General features: G+C 60.2%; 21 protein-coding genes. 14 read left to right on the forward strand and 7 right to left on the reverse strand.

The genetic code is table 11. The annotated features are described in order from the left end of the window. The first annotated feature begins 1 nt into the window (after window position 1). The 9 genes from CPter91_RS08775 (at window position 2) to CPter91_RS08815 (ending at window position 11,977) form a co-directional block, all read left to right on the forward strand. Complete coding sequence (locus CPter91_RS08775) at window positions 2-1,471, forward strand: lipopolysaccharide biosynthesis protein (protein WP_061939381.1); 1,470 nt, start codon at window positions 2-4, stop codon at window positions 1,469-1,471. 66 nt (window positions 1,472-1,537) lie between these two features. After that, a complete protein-coding gene (locus tag CPter91_RS08780) occupies window positions 1,538-2,284 on the forward strand; it encodes a WecB/TagA/CpsF family glycosyltransferase (RefSeq protein WP_061939383.1) in 747 nt (248 codons plus the stop codon). A 73-nt stretch (window positions 2,285-2,357) separates the two neighbouring features. Further along, window positions 2,358-3,488 (forward strand): nucleotidyltransferase family protein, encoded by a 1,131-nt coding sequence (locus CPter91_RS08785; RefSeq protein WP_231880084.1) that lies wholly within the window; start codon window positions 2,358-2,360, stop codon window positions 3,486-3,488. A 6-nt stretch (window positions 3,489-3,494) separates the two neighbouring features. Next, a complete protein-coding gene (locus tag CPter91_RS08790; RefSeq protein ID WP_061939387.1) occupies window positions 3,495-4,916 on the forward strand; it encodes a mannose-1-phosphate guanylyltransferase/mannose-6-phosphate isomerase in 1,422 nt (473 codons plus the stop codon). Between the two features lie 22 nt (window positions 4,917-4,938). Then, on the forward strand, window positions 4,939-6,339 hold the full coding sequence (locus CPter91_RS08795) for a phosphomannomutase/phosphoglucomutase (protein ID WP_061939389.1): 1,401 nt from the start codon (window positions 4,939-4,941) through the stop codon (window positions 6,337-6,339). Between the two features lie 15 nt (window positions 6,340-6,354). Next, window positions 6,355-7,383 carry an acyltransferase family protein gene (locus CPter91_RS08800; protein ID WP_167595143.1) on the forward strand — a complete coding sequence of 343 codons (1,029 nt, stop codon included), beginning with the start codon at window positions 6,355-6,357 and terminating at the stop codon, window positions 7,381-7,383. Window positions 7,384-7,524: 141 nt separating this feature from the next. Next, window positions 7,525-7,974 (forward strand): GNAT family N-acetyltransferase, encoded by a 450-nt coding sequence (locus CPter91_RS08805; RefSeq protein ID WP_061939393.1) that lies wholly within the window; start codon window positions 7,525-7,527, stop codon window positions 7,972-7,974. Between the two features lie 52 nt (window positions 7,975-8,026). Beyond that, window positions 8,027-8,656 (forward strand): class I SAM-dependent methyltransferase, encoded by a 630-nt coding sequence (locus CPter91_RS08810; protein WP_061939395.1) that lies wholly within the window; start codon window positions 8,027-8,029, stop codon window positions 8,654-8,656. A gap of 318 nt (window positions 8,657-8,974) precedes the next feature. Then, window positions 8,975-11,977: a beta-galactosidase gene (locus CPter91_RS08815; RefSeq protein ID WP_167595144.1), complete on the forward strand. Its 3,003-nt coding sequence runs from the start codon at window positions 8,975-8,977 to the stop codon at window positions 11,975-11,977. An 89-nt stretch (window positions 11,978-12,066) separates the two neighbouring features. Here the strand turns inward: CPter91_RS08815 and CPter91_RS08820 are convergent, their stop codons facing one another. The 3 genes from CPter91_RS08820 to CPter91_RS08825 form a co-directional block, all read right to left on the reverse strand. Then, on the reverse strand, window positions 12,067-12,846 hold the full coding sequence (locus CPter91_RS08820) for an isocitrate lyase/PEP mutase family protein (RefSeq protein ID WP_099047181.1): 780 nt from the start codon (window positions 12,844-12,846) through the stop codon (window positions 12,067-12,069). 84 nt (window positions 12,847-12,930) lie between these two features. Further along, window positions 12,931-13,095, reverse strand: coding sequence for a hypothetical protein (locus CPter91_RS26870; protein WP_167595145.1), 165 nt, complete (start codon window positions 13,093-13,095; stop codon window positions 12,931-12,933). A gap of 122 nt (window positions 13,096-13,217) precedes the next feature. Next, the gene (locus CPter91_RS08825; protein ID WP_061939399.1) at window positions 13,218-14,048 is read right to left on the reverse strand and encodes a helix-turn-helix domain-containing protein; all 831 of its coding nucleotides are present in this window, start codon (window positions 14,046-14,048) and stop codon (window positions 13,218-13,220) included. 366 nt (window positions 14,049-14,414) lie between these two features. On the opposite strand from CPter91_RS08825, the gene CPter91_RS08830 reads away from it, so the two are divergent. Together CPter91_RS08830 and CPter91_RS08835 are read left to right on the forward strand one after the other, a co-directional pair. Beyond that, window positions 14,415-15,557 (forward strand): PA0069 family radical SAM protein, encoded by a 1,143-nt coding sequence (locus CPter91_RS08830; RefSeq protein WP_061939401.1) that lies wholly within the window; start codon window positions 14,415-14,417, stop codon window positions 15,555-15,557. A 20-nt stretch (window positions 15,558-15,577) separates the two neighbouring features. Further along, a complete protein-coding gene (locus CPter91_RS08835; RefSeq protein ID WP_167595146.1) occupies window positions 15,578-16,150 on the forward strand; it encodes a GNAT family N-acetyltransferase in 573 nt (190 codons plus the stop codon). Between the two features lie 79 nt (window positions 16,151-16,229). On the opposite strand, the gene CPter91_RS08840 is transcribed toward CPter91_RS08835, so the two are convergent. Further along, on the reverse strand, window positions 16,230-16,874 hold the full coding sequence (locus CPter91_RS08840; RefSeq protein WP_061939405.1) for a Smr/MutS family protein: 645 nt from the start codon (window positions 16,872-16,874) through the stop codon (window positions 16,230-16,232). Between the two features lie 110 nt (window positions 16,875-16,984). Continuing rightward, window positions 16,985-17,941 (reverse strand): thioredoxin-disulfide reductase, encoded by a 957-nt coding sequence (trxB, locus tag CPter91_RS08845; RefSeq protein ID WP_061939407.1) that lies wholly within the window; start codon window positions 17,939-17,941, stop codon window positions 16,985-16,987. A gap of 517 nt (window positions 17,942-18,458) precedes the next feature. Here trxB and CPter91_RS08850 point away from each other — a divergent pair. Both CPter91_RS08850 and lolA read left to right on the forward strand, forming a co-directional pair. Continuing rightward, on the forward strand, window positions 18,459-20,807 hold the full coding sequence (locus CPter91_RS08850) for a DNA translocase FtsK (protein ID WP_061939409.1): 2,349 nt from the start codon (window positions 18,459-18,461) through the stop codon (window positions 20,805-20,807). A 55-nt stretch (window positions 20,808-20,862) separates the two neighbouring features. Then, complete coding sequence (gene lolA, locus CPter91_RS08855; RefSeq protein WP_061946026.1) at window positions 20,863-21,513, forward strand: outer membrane lipoprotein chaperone LolA; 651 nt, start codon at window positions 20,863-20,865, stop codon at window positions 21,511-21,513. A 67-nt stretch (window positions 21,514-21,580) separates the two neighbouring features. Here lolA and fdxA read toward each other — a convergent pair whose 3' ends face one another. After that, entirely contained in the window at window positions 21,581-21,913 is a 333-nt protein-coding gene (gene fdxA / locus CPter91_RS08860) for a ferredoxin FdxA (RefSeq protein WP_061939410.1), read from the reverse strand. A gap of 197 nt (window positions 21,914-22,110) precedes the next feature. On the opposite strand from fdxA, the gene CPter91_RS08865 reads away from it, so the two are divergent. Then, window positions 22,111-23,418 carry a replication-associated recombination protein A gene (locus tag CPter91_RS08865; RefSeq protein ID WP_061939412.1) on the forward strand — a complete coding sequence of 436 codons (1,308 nt, stop codon included), beginning with the start codon at window positions 22,111-22,113 and terminating at the stop codon, window positions 23,416-23,418. Between the two features lie 306 nt (window positions 23,419-23,724). Here the strand turns inward: CPter91_RS08865 and CPter91_RS08870 are convergent, their stop codons facing one another. Then, entirely contained in the window at window positions 23,725-24,438 is a 714-nt protein-coding gene (locus CPter91_RS08870) for a GntR family transcriptional regulator (RefSeq protein WP_061946027.1), read from the reverse strand. Window positions 24,439-24,707 lie beyond the last annotated feature (269 nt).

The raw sequence follows: 24,707 nt of genomic DNA on the forward strand, positions 1-24,707 counted from the left end.
TATGAATCAGAAGAGCAGTGGGCTGGCGTCCGGATCGATCTGGTCGATCATCGATAATCTCGCCCAGCAAGCCATTTCATTCGTGATCTTTGCAGTGCTGGCGCGCTTTCTGGCGCCGGACGCGTTTGGCTTGCTGACCGTCGCCCATCTCTTTATCCTGTTCACCCGGCTGGTGGTGTTCGACGCCATCGCCATGCCGGTGATACGCGGCGGCGCTCCGGACGACCGGCTCTATTCTTGGGTGTTTACTTGTTGCGCAGCAGTTGCCTTGCTGCTGACGGCCTTGATGTTTTTTTCCGCGGGCGTGGTGTCTTCCATGTACCGGGCGCCGGAATTGAAGCCGGTATTGCAGGGCATGAGCCTGTCGGTGCTTTTTTTTGGCCTGGTGCGCGCCTACGAAGCCAGGCTGGTGCGCAAGATGATGTTCCGCCAGCTGGCAGTCCGCTCGATCGGCTCTGTCTTGACCGGCGGCGTAGTTGGCATCGCGCTTGCCGCTAGCGGCTGGGGCCCGATGTCGCTGGTGGTGCAGCAGGTCACTGCCTCCGGCTTGGCGCTGGTGCTGGTGGTGGCGCAAAGCCGCTGGCTGCCGCGCATCGTGTTTGACCGCGGTTTGAGCAGGAAATACTGGAACGACATCCGCCAGGTCGGATTGAGTGGTGTCCTGAGCTTTGCCAATACCAATGGCGATTCGCTGTTGGTCAGTATTTTCCTGGGACCGTACGCCACCGGTTTGTACAACCTGGCAAAAAGAGTGACCTCGTCGGTGTATCTGGTGATCGCCAGCTCCATGCAAAAAGTCGCTTTGCCGGTATTTTCGGATGCCGGCGCCGACCTCTCCGCGCTCAGCCGCGGCTACCTGAAGATCGTCGGCATCACGCTGTTTTGCGTGGCGCCTTTGCTGTGCTTCCAGGCGGTGCTGGCAGAGCCTCTGGTGGCCGCCGTGTTCGGCGCCAAATGGCTGCCGGCGGCGCCTATTGTCGGCGTGCTGGCCTTGCTGTACCTGCTGTCGTCCATCGTTCACTTGAACGACTACCTGTTTTTCTCGTTGGGCAGGAACCGCGTGCCGGTGCTGCTCGGCATCGCGCAATTGGCGCTGGCGACCTTATTGGCGGTCAATTTTTATCACTTTGGCCTGCTTGGCATGAGCTTGTCGTTCTGCGGCGCCTACCTGCTGGTTTTCCCGATTTCCCAGATCCTGTTGAACCGTGCCCTTGGCCTCAAGCTGCGGGCGATGTGGTACGCGCTGGCGCCGCCGCTGGTGGGCAGCTTGATTCTGGTTTTAGGGCTGCTGCTTTATCTGTCGCTGATTCCGCCAGGTCTTGGCAACGCAGCTCTGGTTGCGGGCGGTGTTTTTATTGCCTGTTTTTTGTACCCGTTCATGGTGGCCGTCACCGGCTGGCGAATCAGGGCGGTTAACGCTTCCTGGCACGGCTTGCTGCTGTCAGCCATGCGCCTTGGCCGCATGCGATAAGCAGCGGCGGCTTGCCGCCATGGGTATTCCCGCGTCTTTAAAGGCGTGGTTTAGGAGAGTTTTTTCATGAACACAAAGAAGACAATTCCGATTGCAGGCTTTCCCATAGTGACGACCACGTCCCCTGTATTGGCCAGGTATCTGCTGTACGCAATGTGGCTCAACAAGAAGATCACGCTGTTTTTCGCCAACACGAACTTCATCGTCCAGTGCAACCACCTGCTGGACAAGATGAAGAACAGCTCGGTGACGATAGTCAATGACGGCGTCGGCATGGATATCGCCGCTTTCCTGTTCCGCCGCCACGCCTTCAAGGAGAACCTGAACGGCACCGATTTCATACCGCAACTGCTGTCCGGGGCAGACGGCCCCAAGCGCGTGTTCATGGTGGGTGGAAAGCCGGAGATCCTGCCCAAGGCGCTTGAACATATGCGGACGACGCTGAAGCAGACCGTGGTCGGCAGCTGCGACGGCTATGCCGGCATGAAACAGCGGCGCGCCGGCCTGGTGGAGGAGATCAACCGGGCACAGGCGGACATCGTGCTGGTTGCACTCGGCAATCCGCTGCAGGAAGAGTGGATACTCGCCAACCGCCAGGCGCTGGATGCAAAAGTCGTCATCGGCGTCGGCGCTCTGTTCGATTTCTGGGGCGGCTACAAGCCGCGGGCCCCGCAGCTGGTGCAAAAGATGCGGCTGGAATGGCTGTATCGCTTGTGTCTTGAGCCGCGCCGCCTGCTGCGCCGCTATACCGTCGACATCCTGAAATTCTTGCTGTTGTGCCGCAAGTACGACAGCCGCAACGCGAAAACCTGAAGCAATTCCCCGGCATGGCTGCCGCAGGGTGGCCGTGCGACTTGATTTTGATGATATTTATGCGAGGTGAAAAATGAAAGCAATGATTCTAGCTGCAGGCAAAGGAACGCGCGTTCGTCCGCTGACCTACGATCTGCCGAAACCCATGATACCGATCCTGGGCAAACCGGTGATGGCCTACCTGGTCGAGTATCTGGCCAGTTACGGGGTGCGCGAGATCATGGTCAACGTCAGCTACCTGCATCACAAGATCGAAGAGTATTTCGGCGACGGCAGCCAGTACGGTGTGCAGATCGGCTACTCCTTCGAAGGCTACACCAACGAGCGCGGCGAAGTGGTGGCGGAGCCGCTGGGATCGGCGGGCGGCATGAAGAAGATCCAGCAATTCGGTCATTTTTTTGACGACACCACGATTGTCATCTGCGGCGATGCCTTGATCGACCTGGATCTCAGTTCGGCTCTGTTCGAGCACAAGAACAAGGGCGCCATGGCCAGCGTGATCACCAAGGAAGTACCTTGGGACAAAGTCAACAACTACGGCGTGGTGGTGATGGACCAGGACGGGCGGGTGCAATCGTTCCAGGAAAAGCCGCAGCAACATGAAGCCTTGTCGAATTTCGCCAGCACCGGCATTTACATTTTCGAACCGGAAGCGATCGACCTGATTCCGGCTGACACGATGTTCGATATCGGTTCCGAACTGTTTCCGCTGATGGCGCAGAAAAACCTCCCGTTCTATGCGCAGCAACGGTTTTTCAACTGGACCGACATCGGCACCGTGACCGATTTCTGGAGCGTCTTGCAAAGCGTATTGCAAGGCCATGTCGCGCAACTGGAGATTCCGGGAAAGCAGATCGCCGATGGCTTGTGGGCTGGCCTCAACACCAGTATAGACTGGGACGGAACGACTATCGAAGGGCCGGTGTACATCGGCTCGGGTTGCCGCATCGACGCCGGCTGCAAGATCGTCGGCCCGACCTGGATCGGAAACGGCAGCCATATCTGCAGCGGCGCGCAAGTGGAACGCAGCGTGCTGTTCGAATACACCCGCATCCTTGGCGATGCGCGGCTGGACGAGGTGATCGTGTTCAAGGAATACAGCGTGAACCGCGCCGGCGAGATGCGCCGGCTGGCCGAAGTCGACAACCAGGACTGGGGCGACGCGCGCGACCGCTTGCTGGAACCGGTCACTTCCTTGGAATGAACTGACATGAAAATATATCCTGTAATCCTGGCCGGAGGTTCCGGCACCCGCTTGTGGCCGCTGTCGCGCGAAGCCATCCCCAAGCAGCTGCTGGCGCTGCGCTCGCAATATTCGATGCTGCAGGAAACCTTGCTGCGCCTGGCCGACTGGCCGGAGCTGATGCCGCCGCTGCTCACCTGCGGCAACGAGCATCGTTTCATGGTGGCGGAGCAGCTGCGCGGCATCAGCATCGAGCCGCTGGCCATCCTGCTGGAGCCGGAAGCCAGGAATACCGCGCCGACGGTGGCGGTGGCGGCGCACTATCTGGTGCAGCATGACAAGGACGCCATCATGCTGGTGCTGCCGGCCGACCACGTGATCGGCGATCCGCAAGCCTTCCATACCGCGGTCCGGCAAGCGGCGCAGGCAGTCGAGAAAGGCGCCCTGGCGACTTTCGGCATCGTGCCGACCGCCGCCGAAACCGGCTACGGCTACATCCGCCGCGCCAAAACCGCGTTCAGCGGCATCGACGGTTGCTATGCGGTCGAACAATTCGTGGAAAAGCCGGACCGCGCCAAGGCTGAAACTTTTCTCGCCGACGCCGCGTATAGCTGGAACAGCGGCATGTTCCTGTTCCAGCCGGCGCGCTACCTGGCGGAACTGCGCGAATACCGGCCGGCCATCGCCGCCAGCTGCCAGCAGGCTTTCGATGCCTCTTACCGCGATCTCGATTTCTGCCGGCTGGATGAAGCCGCCTTTGCCAAATGCCCGGCCGAATCCATCGATTACGCGGTCATGGAAAATACCCGGCACGCGGTGGTGGTGCCGGCGGCGATCGGCTGGAGCGATATCGGATCCTGGTCCGCGCTATGGCAAATCATGGACGGCGACGACGACGGCAATGTCTTGCGTGGCGACGTGTATACCGACGGCGTGAGCGATTCGATGATTCGCGCGGAAAGCCGTTTCGTGGCGGTGATCGGGGTCAAGGACACGGTGGTGGTGGAAACCAAGGATGCAGTGCTGGTGGTGCACAAGGACCAGGTCCAGGGCGTCAAGAAAATCGTCGAGGCGCTGCGCAAGAACAGCCGCACCGAGCACATGAACCACATGCGCGTCTACCGGCCGTGGGGCTGTTATGAAGGGATAGACGCCGGCGACCGTTTCCAGGTGAAGCGGATTACCGTCAACCCGGGCGGGAAACTCTCGCTGCAGATGCATCACCACCGCGCCGAGCACTGGGTAGTGGTCAGCGGCACCGCGCGCATAGTTTGCGGTGAAGAAGAGAAATTCCTGACCGAGAATGAATCTACTTACATTCCCATTGGCGTCAAGCATCGCCTGGAAAATCCTGGGAAATTGCCGCTGCATCTGATCGAGGTGCAATCAGGCAGTTACCTGGGCGAGGACGATATTGTGCGCTTCGAAGACATTTATAAGCGTTGTTAAGGCATTCACTGCGGAGAAAAACATGTTGCAACTATCTAAATCCATTTTCAAGGCCTATGACATCCGCGGTGTCGTCGGCGTCACCCTTGACGAGGGGATTGCCCGCCAGATCGGCCGGGCCTTCGGCGTCGCTGCCCGTGCCAGAGGCGAAAACGTGGTGATCATCGGGCGCGACGGCCGATTGTCGGGGCCGGAACTGAGCGCGGCCCTGGTGACGGGCTTGCAAAATGCGGGCGTGAGCGTGATCGACCTGGGCGTGGTGGCGACTCCCATGGTGTATTTCGCTACCCACGTACTTGGCGCGCAGTCCGGCATCATGGTCACCGGCAGCCATAATCCACCCGATTACAATGGCTTCAAGATGGTGCTGGCGGGAGAGGCGATCCATGGCGAGACTATCCAGCAGCTGTATCAAGCCATCGCCAATGGCGGCGCCGGCGCGACCGTCGCAGCGCCCAACGGCAGTTACCGGCGGCACGACATCAAGGATGCCTACCTGCAGCGGATTGTCAGCGATGTGAAGCTGGCGCGGCCGATGAAGATCGTGATCGATTGCGGCAACGGCGTCGCCGGCGCGTTTGCCGGCGAGCTGTATCGCGCGCTCGGCTGCGAGGTGGAGGAGCTGTTCTGCGAAGTGGACGGTACTTTCCCTAACCATCACCCCGATCCGGCGCATCCGGAAAATCTGCAGGACGTGATCCGCGCCTTGCAGCATTCCGACGCGGAAATCGGGCTGGCGTTCGATGGCGACGGTGATCGTCTCGGCGTGGTGACCAAAGATGGCCAGATCATCTATCCGGATCGGCAGCTGATGCTGTTCGCCGCGGATGTGCTGACGCGCCATCCCGGCCGCGAGATCCTGTATGACGTCAAATGCACGCGCCACTTGGCGCCGTGGATCACCGAACATGGCGGCAAGCCGTTGATGTGGAAGACTGGCCATTCCCTGGTCAAGGCCAAGATGCGTGAAACCGGCGCGCCGCTGGGCGGCGAGATGAGCGGCCATGTTTTCTTCAAGGACCGCTGGTACGGTTTCGACGATGGCATGTACGCCGGCGCGCGCCTGCTGGAACTGCTGAGCCGGGAAAGCGACCCGTCGGCAGTGCTGAATGCCTTGCCGCAATCGTCCAGTACGCCCGAACTGCAATTAAAGCTGGAAGAGGGCGAGAATTTCTCGCTAATCGAAAAGTTGCAGGGTGAGGCGAATTTCCCCGGGGCGGAAGACATCATCAAGATTGACGGCCTGCGGGTTGAATATGTGGATGGCTTCGGTCTGGCGCGTTCATCCAACACCACGCCGGTGATCGTGATGCGTTTTGAAGCAGAATCGGAACAGGCGCTGGCGCGGATTCAATCCGAGTTCAAGCGCGTGATTCTGCATGCCAAACCGGATGCCATATTGCCATTCCCTGCCAACGCCTAGATGAAGGTTTTGCCGATGCACGATCAGCGACCGCTTGCCAATGAACCATCCGGGCGCCATGTATTCATTGATAACGCCAAGGCCATCGGCATCGTCCTGATCGTCATCGGCCACAGCAAAGGCCTGCCGGACTACCTGGTGCGGCTGATATTCAGCTTTCACGTGCCGCTGTTCTTTTTCATTTCAGGTTTTTTGCTCAAGCCGGAGAAACTGCAGCAGAGCGTGCATGGCAGTGTAAAAAGAACGCTGCGGACCTTGGCCGTGCCGTATCTTTTCTTTTTCTGTTTCGCCTTCGGCTACTGGCTGCTCACCCGCAATATCGGTGAAAAGGCCATATTGTCGGCCGGTCGCGCCTGGTATCAGCCTTTCATAGGCTTGCTGACCGGCCTGGAGGTCGATCTCTATATTGATCCGCCGCTCTGGTTTTTCCCTTGCCTGATCATGACAGCCATCCTGTACCAGCTGGCACGCAAGCAGCTGACGGCGGTAGTTGCGGCCGGCTGTTTCGTGGTACTTGGGATTGCCGTCACGCTGCTCTTCAATCAACCGTCCTACAGGCTGCTGCTAGGATTGGATAGCATGTGGGTGGCGCTGTCCTTTTATGCGCTCGGACAGCTGGCGCGCGAGAATACCTGGTTCAGCAGGGTCGGGATCATGCAGCTGATCCTGTTCGGCCTGCTTGCATCGCTGCTGCTGGTTTGGGCTGGCTCGTTGAATGACCAGGTTGACCTTGCTACCATGTATTTTGGCGCGCGGCCGGCGCTCTATCTGCCGACTTCGCTGCTGGGGATTGCCGCGACCTTGGCAATCGCAAAACTGTTGCCAGCGTCGAGAGTTGCCAACTGGCTTTCGCAAAATACGCTGATCATTTTCCCCGCGCATTTCATTTTCCTGGGACTGGTGCGCGGCATCGCCTTGTCCTTGCACGCCATTCCACGCGACTATCATTACGCCTTGGGCTGGAGCGTCGCCAGCAGCGCCATGGCGATTTTGCTTTGCCTGCCATTGCTGCATGTTTTGCGTGTCTTGCGGATTCGCCTGTAGGATGACGACGGTGGCGTAAAATTTTCGGACAAGCGATCGCAAGACAGTATTGGCGGAACTGCGGCAAGCTGTCATGCTTGCGCCTTGCTGCCGCCGTAACCGGCCGCTTGAAGTTTCTTTGTTTCTGGGAGAGATGTCCGCATGTCGATTACAGTACGCCGCGCCACCACTCAGGACCTGCCTGCGTTGCAGGAACTGTTCCTGAGCTTGCGCCGCCAGACCTACACCTGGCTTGCGACCGCATCCTTTTGCCTGGCGGATCTGCAGCAGCAGACCCAGGGCGAAGCCATCCTGCTTGCGCAGGACGAGCAAGGCGGGCTAACCGGATTCATCTCGGTCTGGGAAGCGGATCATTTCATCCACCATCTGTATGTCGACGCCGGCCAGCAGAGGAGGGGAGTCGGGCGCGCACTGCTGGCGGCTCTGCCGGGTTGGCCCGGGCAACGTTATGTACTCAAATGCCTGTTGCGCAATCATGCGGCGGCGGCTTTCTACCGCGTCAGCGGATTTACCGAAACCGGCAGCGGCATGGGTGAAGACGGCGAGTATATTGTCTTCGAGTCCGGCAAGAGCGTCGATCGCGCGCCATGAGCGCCTGCAGGTCGCTGGACGGGTCCCGGCTGGATGCGCTACAGTACGTCCCATGAACCTCTTGCCTGCCGACCTGGAAAAAATTGCCGCTCTCACGCTGGAGCATTACAACCTGCGCGCCGAAGACTTCCGTGAAGGTACGCGCGACCATGACGTCAGCCAGAATATCGCCGCCTTGCTGCGCCATATCAACGGCACAGCGCCGTTCGTTATCCTGGATGTCGGCTGCGGTCCGGGCCGCGATCTGCGTACCTTCAGCAAGCTCGGCCACACTGCTATCGGCGTCGAAGGCGCCACCCGCTTCGTCGAGATGGCGCGGGCCGACAGTGCTTGTGAGGTCTGGCATCAGGACTTTCTTCATCTGGATCTTCCCGACGGCCGCTTCGACGGCATCTTCGCCAATGCCGCGCTGTTCCATATCCCGAGCCAGGAACTACCGCGCGTGCTGCTGCAGTTCCATGCCGCGCTGAAGCCCGGCGGCGTGCTGTTCAGCTCGAACCCGCGCGGCAGCAATGAAGAAGGCTGGAATCACGGGCGCTACGGCAGCTATCACGATCTCGCTGCCTGGCAGGGCTTCATGACGACTGCCGGATTCGTCGAACTGGAGCATTACTACCGGCCTGCCGGCCTGCCGCGCGAACAGCAGCCATGGCTGGCAAGCGTCTGGCGCAAGCCGCTGTGAGAGCCGGCTGACACAACAGCCGACGCTACTTTCCTGAACGCTGCGACGTCGCGCGCGTATTCACTTAGTTCAGGCCGGCGAACCAGCCGGCGCCTGCTTCTGTTTGTTGCAGCGCAACCGGCAACGATGCCGAAACCGGTATTCATGCACCGTAAAAATTCATTGGATTGATTGCCGCACCCTGACTACTATCTGCAGTCATCGGGACCGCGTGCCGGCATTGCCATGGGCGCTTGATTGTTACCACGGCGCTGCTGCAGCTTGGTTTTACATTTGCAAGGCATGCGCAGTGTCGCGACAATAAAAAGGAGACCTGCAATGAAGAGAAGAGATTTTCTGGGCTATGCCGTAGTTACTCCCTTGTTGACCGCCTGCGGTGTCGGCGGCAGCGACAGCAGTTCATCTGGCGTTCCGACGGCGAAGGCGCTGGCGGCAGCAGCGGCGGGCAACGGCAATGCCGTGTTCGCCAGCGGCAGCAATCATTCCCTGAGCTGGAACGGCAGCGGCAACTGGTTCATGGATGGCGCGGCATTCCAGTTCTTCGGCGGCGAAATCCATCCGGCGCGCGTGCCCTCCCAATACTGGGACCACCGTATCAAGATGATCAAAGCGCTCGGCTGCAATACGATCTCACTCTACGTCATGTGGAATTTCCACGAGCTGTCCGACGGTACATTCGACTTTACCTCGGCCGACAAGAACATCGGCCACTTCATCGACCTGTGCGCGCAGAACGGCATGTGGGTGCTGTTGCGCCCGGGACCCTACGTGTGCGCCGAATGGGATTTCGGCGGACTGCCGCCGCGCATGCTGGCCGATCCGCAGTTCCGCGACGGTTCCGGCAATTTGCAGATACGCGGCAATTTCCCCAACTACATGGCGGCGGTCAACAAGTGGAACAGCGCGTTGTACAACAATGTAGTCAAGGGTCGCACGCTGGCGGCCGGCGGTCCCATCATGCTGGTGGCGGTGGAGAATGAATACACTTCCTGGTCACCGGACGATGGCACCTACCCGAATGCGATTGCACAGCAATGGACGGCGCTTGGCTATGCGGAAAAATTCTGTGTCTGCGATGGTTGGGCCAGCGGCTTCAAGAACAATAACATCACCTTGCCGGCGAATACCGCGTATGGCATGACGGCGGACGGTTCCTCGGCCGGCAACTATGTCACCGCCGCCAGCAATTACGAGGTCGGCGCGTTCGGCGCGGAATGCTATCCAGGCTGGATTTGCGCCTGGGGAGACGCCAAGCAAACCGTGCACGTCGGCGATTTCGTCAACCAGGTCACATCCCTGACCACTGCCAAATGCTCTTTTGTCTTGTATGTTGCGCACGGCGGCACCAACTTCGGCTTCACCGCCGGCGCCAACGGCGTCAGCGATTCCTCCTGCCAGCCGCCGATGACATCGTACGACTATGGCGCGCCGGTGTCCGAGTCCGGCGCCGCCAATCCCAACTTCTATCCGATCCAGGGAGCGTATGTCGCCAACGCCTCCTACAACGTGCCTTTTGCCGGCGCGCCCGCCGGCATCGCGCATATCAATGACGGCGACATCGCAGCAGTGGCAGCCAGCCAGCTGAGTTTCAGCAGTCTGCTGTCCGGCATGAGCCTGAATATCCAGAATGCGCAGCCGCAAACGCTGGAAGCGATGGCGCTGGCGCTCAACAAGAACCAGCCGGCCAGCGCCGGCGTTTATCCCTCCGGCGTCGCGGTCTATCAGACCACGCTGCCGGCCGCCGGCGGCAACATCAAGATCACCTTTGACCGCGCGCCTGACTATGCCCTGGCTTTTGTCAACGGCGTGCGGGTGCCCGGGGCGGTGCTCAGCACGATTGCCAATGGCGCGCTGGCGGCGACTACTTCGCTGACGATCAGCAATGCAGCGCCTAACGCTACGCTGCAGATCGTCTGCCTGCCGTTCGGCCGCGTCAACTATGGCGCGGGAGGGATGAATGCAGAGGGCAAGGGTTTGTCCGGCAATGTCTACGCGAATGGCGCCGCACTCGCCAACTGGAGCATGACGCTGTCGCCGCTATCGGCCAGCCAGATCGCTGCGCTGGCCTTCAGCTCGACGGCGCCGGCCGCCGGCCAGCCCTTTTTCGCCAAGGCCAGCATCAGTATCGCGACGCCGCAAGACATGTATATCGACATGTCGGCCTGGGGTACCGGCTATGTATTCGTGAATGGCCGCAACCTCGGCCGCTACTGGCCCGCGGCCGGTCCGCAGACGCGCTTGTACTGCCCGGGCGTATGGCTCAACAGCGGCAGCAATGCCATCGTGGTGTTTGAATTCACCCAGGGCAGCGCCGGCAGCCTGAGTTTCTATGGCAGCAGCGCCTTGCCGCAGAATATCACCAGCCCGGTCAGCAGCGCCGCGGTGCCGCCGCCGGTCGCCAACACCACTTACTTCCTGCAAAACGTCAACAGCGGCCTGTATCTCGACGTGCTGCCGGCGGTGGCGGGTTCGGCTTACACCTATCCCGGCTTGCAACCGCTCAGCGCGGCGGCCAGCCAAGGCTGGACCGTCACCACTGACAGCTACGGCAACCTGAAGATCGCCAACGCCAGTAGCGGTACGGTGCTGGACGTGGCCAATAACAGTTCGACCGCGGGTTCGTCGGTGATCCTGTATGGCGCCAATGGCGGCGCCAACCAGAGCTGGCAGGCGAGCGGCGTCAGCACCGGCATCTACACCCTGACGGTCAAGCAAAGCCGGCTGCTGCTGGATGTGAACGGTGCTTCGAAAGCCGCGACCTCCATTTCCTCCTCAGGCTCGGTCGCCAATATCGTGGTCAACGCGGCCGACGATCCGACGCAGCAATGGCCGTTCAGCCAGCAGTGGCGCTTGATTCCCGCCCTCGTCAACAATGGCGTGTATACCATCACCAGCGCAATCAGCAGCCTGATGCTGGGAAGCTATCAGGGCGGCACCGCTGCCGGCACCCGGCTTGGCATCGCCGCTGCCAGCGGCGGTCAGGAACAGCAATGGCGCCTGACCATCGCCAGTAACGGTTCCTGGCAACTGGCCAATATCAAGAGCGGCCTGGTGATGGATGTGACTGGCCAGCAGACCGCTAACGGTACGGCGCTGGAAATCTGGCAAGGCAATGGCGGCGCCAACCAGCAGTTCGCGCTGGTGCCGCGCGCGGATGGCGTCAGCTACGGCATCCGCGGCGTGCAGAGCGGACGTGTGATCGACGACAATAATTCCGGCACCTCGCCCACCAGCTACGGCAGCAGCAACGTCTCCGCCATCACGCTGTGGGACGACAATGGCGGCGGCAATCAGAGCTGGAAGTTCACCAAGGTGGGCTAAAGGCAGCGGGGTAGGGTGGGCAGGTTTTTCTGCCCACGCGTCATGCGACAAGTCCGCGTGGGCACGCGTGCCCACCCTACGTGTTTTTATCAATGCTGGATGGAGATCGCATCCCTCACCGCGGCTCCCAGCGCCTTCATCATCCGTAGATAGGGATCCGGACCGTAGCTGAGGCGGGCAGCGCCGGCCTCAGCCAGGCTTTTCAATGATGGCGTTCTTTCATTGACCATGAGGTTGAGCGGCAGCGGCGAGGCCGCCGCCAGCCGTGCGATCAGTTTTTCGTCAGCCAGGCCGGGAACGAAGATGCCGTCGGCGCCGGCTTCGGCATACGCCTGTGCTCGCGCGATTGCGCTGGCCAATATCGCCTCATTCTGTTCTGCCGGCAGACCCTGGAAAAATACATCGCTGCGCACATTGATGAAGTAGGGCAGTTTCTGGCCGTCGGCGGCAATCCGTGCCTGCCGGATCCTCTGTACCTGTTCTTCAACAGAGCGCAGTTTGCCGTTTCCCGGCAGGCTGTCCTCGATATTGCAGCCGACAGCGCCGGCGCGAATGGTGCGTTCTATCGATGCGGCCAGCTCGCCTGCGGTTTCACCGTAGCCTCTCTCGAGATCGACGGTGACCGGCAGGTCGGTGGCCTGAACGATTCTCTCCAGGTTGGCGATCACCGTATCGAAGGGAACATTCTCGCCATCGTCGTAGCCGTAGGCGCTGGCCACCGAGTAGCTGCCGGTAGCGATTGCTTTCGCGCCAGCTGCGGCAACGGCTTTTGCGCTGCCGGCATCCCAGATGTTGAACAGCACCAGAGGCAGGCGGGGAACATGCAGCTGGTGGAAGTATTCTGCTTTTTCTTTGTGGTTCATCATCATTGATCTCTCTTCTGTGAAAAATCCAGCGCTCGGACCGAACCCCAATGCTATCGTATTCCCCTGTTCAGCTCGGTCCGGCGTCGTTTAGCTTACCTCTGGCCGTTGGGCAGCCTTGGCCGATTGTTCGGCCTGCCGCAGTTTGGTCGCGCATTCCTCGCAACAGACTTCGACCGGCTTGCCGCCGATGTAGACCAGGATCCTGACGTCGTCCAGTGGGTAATCGCATGCAGCGCAGGTTTGTTCATTCATGATGCGTCTCCAGAAATACCCGAAGGCCGGGTAAGTGCATTGGACTACGCGGGGAAAAAGGCGGCTATCGAATTCTTTAGTGACATGGCGCGGACGAGATGTGCGTCGGCCAGGCTCGCGCACTAACACTGCGCGGCGCTTTGCTTGAAGGCGGACGGCGAGCTGCCGAAGGCCTGGCGGAAGGCGGCGCTGAAATGGCTGTGGCTGGAAAAACCGAGGTCGAGGCCAAGGGCGGACAGATCGTCGTACTGGTGCAGCAGGTCGAGCGCGCGCGCCAGCCGCAGCTGCATCTGGTACTTATACAGCGGCATGCCTTCAACCTGTTGGAATACCTGCGTCAGATAAACCGGAGCACCGCCGGTTTCCGCAGCGATCTCGGCCAGCGTCCAGCGCCGCGAAAGATCGCTGGCCAGCACCAGCTTGGTTCTTTCAACCAGCTTGCGGTGCCCGTGGCTGGCGCTGGAAGTGAAATTTGCATTCAAGCCCATGGCTCGCCGTACCAGTGTGAACATCAAGGTCTCCGCTTCCAGCGTTTCGATGGCGCCGTTGCGCAAACTATGCCTGAGCAATGCAACCAGCGCCTGGGCGCGCGGATCGATGCGCTGCTGCTGTCGTTTGAAGGAAGGCCTTTGCCGTGTTTCCAATAATTCCGCGGGCATCAGCTCCAGCAGCAGGGGGGCATCGATCGAGATCGACAGGCAGGCGTCGCCGCCGATCACCGGATGGCTGACCTGGTATTCCTGGCCGGCATTGAAGAACAGCACCTGGTTGGCGTCGGCGATGGCGTTGTCGCTGCCGACATGGCGCATGTAGACGCCGCGGTAGGGAAACACCAGCTGCGTGGCAGTGGCGCATTCCGATTCGCTTTTGTGCTTGCAGGTGCCGAGGCAGCACACGTCCCTGACAGCGATCGTCGGCGTATTCAGCAGGGTATCGACGGTGACATCCGGCATTCTTATCCCGAAGCTTTTACCGTGCGCCCGGCCTGAGCGCACATTGGTTGACATAGGGTGCCATTCTTGCAGTAAAAGTTGCTGGCTGCCCCGATAGATTACAGCATCCTGGCCTGTCGAGATGTGGGCATCAGGATATCGATGACATGATTGGACTACGCCTCGCGGCAGACGGCTATCGAAATATTTAGCGATCTGTCCGCCGGCCGCGGATGACGGCGGCGGCGCGGCAGTTGTTGCCGCAGCCGCTCAAATCAAAGCTTGATGGTCTTTGTCAACCTGCGCTGCCCGTATCAACGGTTGCCGTTGCTAAACCTCTGATTTGCGCTAATATACTGTATATATATACAGTTAAATGGTGTTGTGATGTCAGACAGGCAAGCCAAGCGTCAGCCGCAGGTAATCAGGTTCCAGGGTCCCGCCGAAGTGCGTAAAGGTAGGGGGGCGACCAGCAATATGCAAGGCCGCTACGAAACCGAGCAGCGCGAAGATTTCGACGACGGCTGGGCCGGCGAGGATGCGCCGCTTGATCCTGCGCCGGTGCGCACCATCGTGACCGAGGAACAAGCCAAAAGCATCCTCAGCCGCAATGCGTCGCCGGACCTGCCGTTCGACGTTTCCCTGAATCCTTACCGCGGCTGCGAGCACGGTTGTATTTATTGCTTTGCGCGGCCCACGCACAGTTACCTAGGCCTGTCGCCGGGCCTGGATTTCGAGAGCCGGATTTTTGCCAAGGTGAATGCGCCGCAGCTATTGCTGCGCGAGCTGGCCAAGCCGTCTTACGTGCCGGCCACGATCGCCATCGGCGTCAACACTGACGCCTATCAACCCTGCGAGCGCGAGTTCGGGCTGACACGCCGTATCCTACAGGTCTTGCACGATTGCGAGCATCCGCTGGCGCTGATCACCAAGTCGTCGCTGATCGAGCGCGATATCGACTTGCTGGCGGCGATGGCGGCCAAGAATCAGGCGGTGGCCGCGGTCACCATCACTACCCTCGATCCCGCCATTGCGCGCACGCTGGAGCCGCGCGCCGCTGCGCCGGCGCGTCGTTTGCGCACGATCAGGACCTTGGCCGAGGCTGGTATCCCGGTCAGTGTCAGCATTGCGCCGCTGATCCCCTTCATCAACGAACCGGACCTGGAACGCATTATCGAAGCAGCAGCGGAGGCCGGCGCGGTGTGCGCCAATTACATCGTGCTGCGCCTGCCGTGGGAAGTGAATCCTTTGTTCCAGGATTGGCTGAATGCCCATTTTCCGGATCGCGCGAAAAGGGTCATGAACCATATCCGGGAAATGCGCGGCGGCGCCGACTACAATGCGGATTTCGCCACGCGCATGCGCGGCGAAGGTATCTGGGCCGATTTCCTGCGGCAGCGTTACAAGAAGGCGACGGCGCGTTGCGGGCTGGTCCAGCGCGGCGCCTTCTCCAAGCTGGACAGCTCACAGTTCAGGCGTCCGCAGTTGCCTTTGGAACGGAAGCCGACGCCGCAAATGGATTTGTTTTAACGATGATTCCTGGCGCCAGCATGGTTGGGACAACGAGCGATGACATGTGCGATGGAGGGAGGGCAGGCGTGACGGATTACCGGATTGAACTGGCGTCGATAGAGGATGTGGCGGCTTTGGCTGCGGTGGAGCGGGCGGCTGCTACGCTGTTTCCTGAACGGCTGCTGCCGCTGCATTTGCGCGGCGAGACGGTGGCGCCTGAAAAACTCATGGCGGCGCAAGCGGCGGGCATGTTATGGGCGGCAAAGGATGGTGATGGCAAGGTGCTGGGTTTTGCCTGCGTCGCCATGCATGGCCAGGTGGCGCTGCTGGTGGAGCTCGATGTCCTGCCTGCCTATGGCAAGCAAGGGATAGGCAGCGCCTTGCTGGCGGCGGTTGTCGCCTGGGGCAATGCGCGCGCGATCCCGACCTTGTATCTGACGACCTTCCTTGAGTTCGCTCCCAGCCAGGCGCTGTACCGCAAGTTCGGTTTTGTCACGCTAGGAGCGGCGCCGGATTTCCTGGCGGCTGCGCTCAGGCAGGAAACTGCGGCGGGCTTGGGGGAGCGGGTGGCGATGCGGTTGACTTTTCCGCGCAACAAGGTTGGCAAATGAGGTTGACAAATGAGGTGGGAAAATAAGGCGGGCAAATCTTTCCCGCCGCGGGATTGAGGCCGGACCAGCGAGAAGGGGTTTAAAGCTGGCCTTTAAGCAGCACCAGCAAGGCGCCGGAGCCGCCCTCGGATGCGGTGGCCTGGCAGAAGGCCAGCACTTCATCTTTTTGCACCAGCCAGTTGCGCACCTTGGATTTCAGCACTGGCTCCTTGTTGACCGAACCCAGGCCTTTGCCGTGGATGATACGGACGCAGCGCCAGCCGCGCTTGGCGGCCAGTCGCAGGAATTCGGCCAGTGCTTCGCGCGCTTCTTCGCGCCGCAAGCCGTGCAGGTCGAGCTGCTGCTGGATGGTCCAGTGGCCGCGCCGCAGCTTGCGCATGACGTCCGGGCCGATGCCGTTGCGGGCAAAGCTGAGCGTGTCGTCGGTATCGAGCAGGGTTTCGATGTTGAACTCGTCCGACAGCGATTCTTCCAGCGCGGCTTGTTCGTCAGCCAGGTGCTGGCGGGCGATCGGCAACGGCCGCGGAATGTCGGGGGTGAACTTGGGCGGTACTGCCAGCGGTTTGACATCGCCGATGCTGCTGCGGAAGATGTCGGCGTCGCGCCGTGCTTCCTGCGCGCGGCGCTTGGCTTCCGCCGCGGCGGCCTGGCGTGCTTCGTCCTGCGCCTTGATTTCCTTGCGCAGCGATTTGAGGGCGCTGAAGTCTTTGATCGGGCCGGCCATGATATATGCGTCTGATGCGTCTGCTAATGGTGAAAGGCGGCGGGGTATGGCAGGCTGATGACGGCGTCGATGCATCATCGTCGCCATCATCGGTACCATCAGGCCAGGCCTTAGTCTTCCAGGAAGCGCTGAGCGTCGAGCGCCGCCATGCAGCCGGTACCGGCGCTGGTGATAGCCTGGCGGTAGATATGGTCCTGCACGTCGCCGGCGGCGAAGACGCCAGGCACGCTGGTGGCGGTGGCCATGCCTTCCAGGCCGGTCTTGGTCTTGATGTAGCCGTTATGCATCTCCAGCTGGCCGTCGAAAATGCCGGTGTTCGGCTTGTGGCCGATGGCGATGAAGACGCCGTGCAGCGTGATCGGCGTGATGCTGCCGTCGGCCACCGACTTGATGTTGATGCCGGTGACGCCGCTGGCGTCGCCGGTGACTTCGTCCAGCGTGTGGTTGTACTTGATGACGATCTTGCCTTCGGCGACCTTGGCGTTGAGGCGGTCGACCAAGATAGGCTCGGCGCGGAACTTCTCGCGACGATGGATCAGCGTGACCTTGCTGGCGATATTGGACAGGTACAGCGCTTCTTCGACCGCGGTATTGCCGCCGCCGACCACAGCCACTTCCTGGCCGCGATAGAAGAAACCGTCGCAGGTGGCGCAGGCGGACACGCCTTTACCCATGAACGCTTCTTCCGACGGCAGGCCGAGGTATTGCGCCGAGGCGCCGGTGGCGATGATCAGGGCGTCGCAGGTGTATTCGCCATTGTCGCCGATCAGGCGGAATGGCTTTTCCGACAACTTGGTGGTGTGGATATGGTCGAAAATGATTTCGGTGTTGAATTCTTCCGCATGCTTGAGCAGGCGCTGCATCAGTTCAGGACCTTGCACGCCATGCGGATCGCCCGGCCAATTTTCAACGTCGGTCGTGGTCATCAGCTGGCCGCCTTGCTCGACGCCGGTGATCAGCACCGGTTTCAGGTTGGCGCGCGCGGCATAGACGGCAGCGCTGTAGCCTGCAGGTCCGGAGCCGAGGATCAGTACGTGGGCGTGCTTGGCGGGTTTGGTATTAGTCATGGAAGGGCCTCAGGTAACAAATATCGGGAGCGTCATGGACTCGATGAAAGCGGTTTTATGCACGCTTGTGGCGGATAAATATTGTCAAGATCATCAAATGGCGCTCAAAAACTCGGTAAGATTATAGTCGAGCAAGCCACCGCACGTGTGCAGCGCATCAAAATTCGCACGCGCCAGGCTTGTTTTTTACGCATGTTTCAATTGGAAACAGCAAACACTGGTTATATATATAGGTATTGGGTGCATAATTTCAACTTGCGATGCATGATTGAGCCAAAGTTTATTCGTGGAACTTATGGTGGTGTAGTGTCTCGCACATAATGACACTTAATAAACGGCGTCTTTTCGCGCCATACGTCGTTGTAAATCCTCGCGATAGCCCACTATCGCTCCGGTTTACGCCTAGTCTGGTGCGAAAATACACCATTTCTTAAGCGCCATTACATGCGAAACACTACAGACGCAAGGTCTTAAACCATTCTCAAGAAGCAACACTAAAGCAACATCAACCGGATTTATGACTAGAACAAGCCAAGCCTATACCCGCAACGCCAAACCGCAGGACGCGGCGCCTTTGCCCAGCCGTCTGGTGCGGCTGTTGTATGAAGCGCGCTGGATCATCTACGCGGTCATTACAGCCTATCTGATCATCATTTTCGCCACCTATTCCAAGTTGGATCCGGGCTGGTCGCACGGCGCCCTGGTGCCGCGCATGCATAACTGGGGCGGCCGCATCGGCGCCTGGATGTCGGACCTGATGCTGTTTGTCTTCGGCGCGTCGGCCTGGTGGTGGTGTGCGCTGCTGCTGCGTACCCTGTGGCAGGGCTACCGTCGTATTTCGCAGCGTTTCGTGGTTGAGAAAAACGCCGAACCCGAGCATCGCCACGAAGGCTTGATCCGCGGCGCCGGTTTTGTCTTGATCCTGGTTGGCAGCCTGGGCCTCGAATACACCCGCATGCAATGGCTGGCCAGCCACGTGCAACTGCCACGCGCACCTGGCGGCGTGCTGGGGCAACTGATCGGCAGCGGCGCCCAGAACGCGCTCGGTTTCACCGGCGGCACCTTGTTCTTGCTGCTGCTGTTTGCCATCGGCATCAGCCTGTTTTTCCATATGTCCTGGCTGACGGTGGCGGAGCGCATCGGCGCCGGTATCGAAAACGGCGTGCTGTGGCTGAAGAATTTCTACATCGCGCGGCAGGACCGCAAGGTCGGCCAGGTCGCCGCCGTCAAACGCGAAGAGGTGGTGGTGCAGGAGCGCGCCAAGATCGTGGTGGCGCCGCCGATCCGCATCGAGCCGCAGGTTGTCGCCGTGCCGAAATCCGAACGGGTGCAGAAGGAAAAGCAAAGCACCTTGTTCCAGGACCTGCCCGACACCAATTTGCCGCCCTTGTCGCTGCTTGACGAGGCGCCGCCGGTACAGCAGACCGTGAGCGTCGAAACGCTGGAGTTCACCAGCCGCCTGATCGAGAAAAAGCTCTCCGATTTCGGCGTCCAGGTGACTGTGGTGGCGGCGCATCCGGGGCCGGTGATCACGCGCTATGAAATCGAACCGGCGACCGGCGTCAAGGGTAGTCAGATCGTCGGCCTGGCGCGCGACCTGGCGCGTTCGCTGTCGCTGACTTCGATCCGTGTGGTCGAGGTGATCCCTGGCAAGATGTACATGGGCCTGGAATTGCCGAATCCTAAGCGCCAAATTGTGCGCCTGACCGAGATTCTCGGCTCCAAGGTGTATAACGACGGCGTCTCCAGCCTCACCATCGCGCTCGGCAAGGATATCGCCGGCCATCCGGTGGTGGCCGACCTGGCCAAGATGCCGCACTTGCTGGTGGCGGGTACCACCGGTTCGGGGAAATCGGTGGGGATCAACGCCACCATCCTCTCCCTGCTGTATAAATCCGATCCGAAACAGGTGCGCCTGATCCTGATCGATCCGAAAATGCTGGAACTGTCGATCTACGAAGGCATCCCGCATCTGCTGGCGCCGGTGGTGACCGACATGCGCCAGGCCGGCCATGCGCTGAACTGGGCAGTGAACGAGATGGAGCGCCGCTACAAGCTGATGTCCAAGTTGGGCGTACGCAACCTGGCCGGCTATAACCAGAAGATCGTCGAGGCCGACAAGCGCGAAGAGAAAATCCCGAATCCGTTCAGCCTGACGCCGGACGCACCGGAACCGCTGGAGAAGCTGCCGACCATCGTGGTCATCATCGACGAGCTGGCTGATCTCATGATGGTGGTCGGCAAGAAGGTGGAAGAACTGATCGCCCGCATTGCGCAAAAGGCGCGCGCGGCCGGCATCCACTTGATTCTGGCGACACAGCGCCCATCTGTAGACGTGATCACCGGCTTGATCAAGGCCAACGTGCCGACTCGGATCGCGTTCCAGGTCAGCAGCAAGATCGACTCGCGCACGATTCTCGACCAGATGGGTGCGGAGGCGCTGCTGGGCATGGGCGACATGCTGTATATGCCGCCCGGCACCGGTTTGCCGATTCGCGTGCATGGCGCTTTTGTGTCGGATGAAGAAGTGCACAGGGTAGTCGATTACCTGAAGGAACAAGGCGAACCGGATTACGTCGAAGGTATATTGGAAGGTGGCGTGCTGGAAGACGGCGGCGACGGCGCTATCGGCGGCGCTGCTACCGGCGGCACCGAAGGCGATGAACTTTACGACCAGGCGGTGGCGGTCGTACTCAAGAACCGGCGGGCTTCGATTTCCCTGGTGCAGCGCCACCTGCGCATCGGTTACAACCGTGCAGCGCGCCTGCTGGAGCAAATGGAAACCAGCGGCCTGGTCTCAACCATGCAATCCAACGGCAACCGGGAAATCCTGGTCCCCGCGGGCAATGGCAACAATACGGAGTAACAAGCATATGCAAAAGAAAATTATCGCCAGCCTGAACGGCGCCGGCAAGACCAACATGTTCGCCCGCTTCAGGTCGGGCCGCCTGATCGTCGGCCTGTCGCTCAGCATGGCGCTGTTGCCTTCGCTGGCCAGCGCCAGCGCGCTGGAACAGTTCAAGACCTTTGTCAGCAGCACGCAGTCGGCCAAGGGCGAGTTCTACCAGCAGCTGGTGAAGATCGACGCCGGCAGCAAGACACCGAAGGTGTCCAGCACCTCCAGCGGCATCTTCATTTTCGCGCGGCCGGGCAAGTTCATCTGGACTTATCAGAAGCCGTATGAGCAGATCCTGCAGGCCGATGGCGACAAGCTGTTCATCTACGACAAGGACCTCAACCAGGTCACCACCAAGAGCCTGGGCAATGCGCTCGGCTCGTCGCCGGCGGCCATCCTGTTCGGCAGCAACGACCTGGAAAAGAATTTCATCCTGAAGGAAGGCCAGGCCAAGGATGGCATGGAGTGGCTGGAAGCGACGCCGAAAGCCAAGGACACCACCTTCGACCATATCGGCATCGGCCTCAAGGACGGCGTGCCGCAGGCGATGGAGCTACGCGATTCCTTCGGCCAGGTATCGCTGCTGACCTTCAAGAATTTCGTCAAGAATCCGCCGTTGTCGGCCGGGCAGTTCAAGTTTGTCGTGCCGAAGGGCGCGGACGTGCTGGATCAATAAGTCAGTAGGGTGGGCACGAGTGCCCACGCGGACTTCGGTAACGCGTGGGCAAAAAGACCTGCCCACCCTACGCCAGCTTGAGGAATTCCAGCTTGTTGGCGACTGCGCGCCAGTTTTCATGGTCCGCCAGCGGCGCTTGCGAGCGCGTGATCGGTGTCCATTCTGGATGTGCGGCCAGGCGAGCGTTGATTTCGATGAAGTGGCGCTGTTCCGGCGGCAGGTCGATTTCATTGTAAATGGCGCCGACCGGGCATTCCGGTACGCACATCGAGCAGTCGATGCAGTTGTCCGGCACAATGACGAGGAAGTTCGGTCCTTGCCGGAAGCAGTCCATAGGACAGACTTCGACACAGTCGGTGTACTTGCACTGGATGCAGGAATCGGTGACGACAAAGGGCATGGTCGGGCAGGTCCGGGTTGGGGCTGGCGTACAAAGTCGAGGCTGGCGTTGGCATCAAAATCGAGTGGGATTCTCTCACAGTTGGCGTTTTTGCGTCGTCTGCTGCGTGCAACGGCGCCCGGGCTGGACTGGATTCCGCTTATGCATCATCCTGTTGCACTTCTCAAACCAGGCACATTTTTCACAGAACCATCCTCATGTCCGATCTCTTTAGCGTAGCACCCACTCCACCGCTGGCCGAAGCGCTGCGTCCGGCCACCTTGGATGACGTTATCGGGCAAAGCCATCTGCTGGGGCCGGGCAAGCCGCTGCGGCTGGCCTTTGAGTCGGGCAAGCCGCATTCGATGATCCTGTGGGGGCCGCCCGGCGTCGGCAAGACTACGCTGGCGCGCCTGACCGCGAATGCCTTCGATTGCGAATTCATCCCCTTGTCGGCGGTGTTTTCCGGGGTCAAGGATATCCGCGCCGCGATGGAGCAGGCACAGCAGTACCTGGCCCAGGGCAAGCACACCATCCTGTTCGTCGATGAAATCCACCGTTTCAACAAATCGCAGCAGGATGCCTTGTTACCGTATGCCGAATCGGGGCTGGTGACTTTCATTGGCGCCACCACCGAAAATCCCTCGTTTGAAGTCAACTCGGCTTTGCTCTCGCGTGCGCAAGTGTATGTGCTGCAGGCGCTCACCGAAGACGAGCTCAAGCAGCTGCTGCAACGGGCGCAGCAGCGCGTGCTGTCGCAGCTGCAGTTTGACGAGGCGGCGGTAGACACCCTGATCGGCTATGCCGACGGCGATGCGCGCCGCCTGCTGAATCTGCTGGAACAGGTCGGCAGCGCGCTCCGGGCTTCCGGCGTGACGCAGGTGACCGCGGAATTCCTGGAAAATGCCTTGACCCTGAATGCGCGCCGTTTCGACAAGGGCGGCGATAATTTCTACGACCAGATTTCCGCCCTGCATAAATCGGTGCGCGGCTCCAGCCCGGATGGCGCGCTGTACTGGCTGTGCCGCATGCTGGACGGCGGCGCGGATCCTAAATACCTGTCGCGGCGCATCATCCGCATGGCCTGGGAAGATATCGGCCTGGCCGATCCGCGCGCCATGCAAATCGCCACCGATGCCGCCGCCACCTTCGAACGCTTGGGGTCGCCGGAAGGCGAGCTGGCGCTGGGGCAGGCGGTGATCTACCTGGCGATCGCCGCCAAGAGCAATGCCGGCTACAACGCCTTCAACCAGGCTATGGCATTCGTCAAGAAAGACAAGTCGCGCGAGGTGCCGGTGCATCTGCGCAATGCGCCAACCAAGCTGATGAAGGAACTCGGCTACGGTCACGAATATCGCTATGCGCACAATGAGCCGCATGCCTACGCCGCCGGCGAAACCTACCTGCCGGACGGCATGGAAGATCCGCGCTGGTACCAGCCGGTGCCGCGCGGGGTGGAAGCCAAGATCGCCGAGAAAATGCAGTTCCTCCGCAGCCTGGATGACGATGCCAGGGGCGGCAGGTAGGCCGGCACTACGCTGACCGAGTGATGTGAGTCAGGGCGCCACGCAGACCGAGTCATCTGGGGTCATAGTTTTTTTACGACGGCAGTATCGTCGTAAATTACTCTGACCCCAGATGACGGATTCGGAGAAAGGCAGGGCGCATTCATGGCTTTGTTTTCTTACAGCGAGGCAGACATTTCATAGCTCGCTAATTGGGGTCAGCGCTAATTGGTGTCAGAGTCAAATTTCTGCAAAAGAGCGCGCAGAAATTTGACTGACCCCAGTTAGCTACGTGTCTTAAGCGCGACGAAAATCCGGACCTCGCCGTCACAGCATCCGCACCGGCGCAAACAGCTTGGTGAAATCCACTTCCTTGGGCGGCGTGGCCTCGGTCAGCAGTTCGGAAGCGTACTCGCCCAGGTGATGTTCCATCAGCCTGGCCGCGCGTTCGCCGTCGCCTTGCTCAATCGCATCCAGTATCGCGCCATGTTCATCCGCCGAACAGCTGTTGCGCTTTGGCGTTTCATACAAGCCGATCAACAGAGAAGTGCGCGCGATCAGGGTGCGCAGGTAGGCGCTGACGATATTGTTCTGGTTGGCTTCGCTCAGCTTGATATGGAATTCTCCCGACAGTCTTATCCATGCCCCCCAGTTGCCTTGCTCGCGCAGCGCATGTTCGCGCTTCACCAGCGCCCGCAGTTCCGGCAGGACCTTGCGCTTGGCGGCCAGGCTCTTGACTGAACCGCTTTCGAGGATGCCGCGCGCTTCGAACACTTCGCGCGCTTCTTTCACGTCATGGGTAGCGATCACTGCGCCACGGTTAGGCTGCAGGTCGATCACCCGTTCATGCGCCAGCTTGACGAAGACCCGCCGCAAGGTGCCGCGCGTGACGCCGAAGGCTTCGCATAGCGGCGCCTCCACCAGACGCGTCCCCGGCGGCAGTTGATGATCAAGGATGGCGTCAATGATGGAGAGCTGGATGCGCGCATCGATTTCATCGTTGCTCAAATCCTCCTGCGAAATCCTGGAAACGGCGCTCATGGCAGGTTCTCCGCTGACGGTTTCGGCTGTATTCCCGGCGTGAGGCAAGTCTGGATTGTGCACAATGTATACATGGATCGAGGCAGATTCTTCAAAGTATTGCCACAGTATAAATCCGAAGCCGGCTGCGTGCACGGCCTGCAGCTATTGTTGGAAAAGCTTGTTTATTCTTCCGTCTGAGTACGCACTCGGATCGTGCTGAAGAAGGTTTTGTGCACAATGCTGGCGATCCTTGCACGTAATTTGTGCGTATTCAACGCTGCGCGGTC

It is taken from the genome of Collimonas pratensis, assembly GCF_001584185.1.
Lineage (GTDB): Bacteria > Pseudomonadota > Gammaproteobacteria > Burkholderiales > Burkholderiaceae_D > Collimonas > Collimonas pratensis.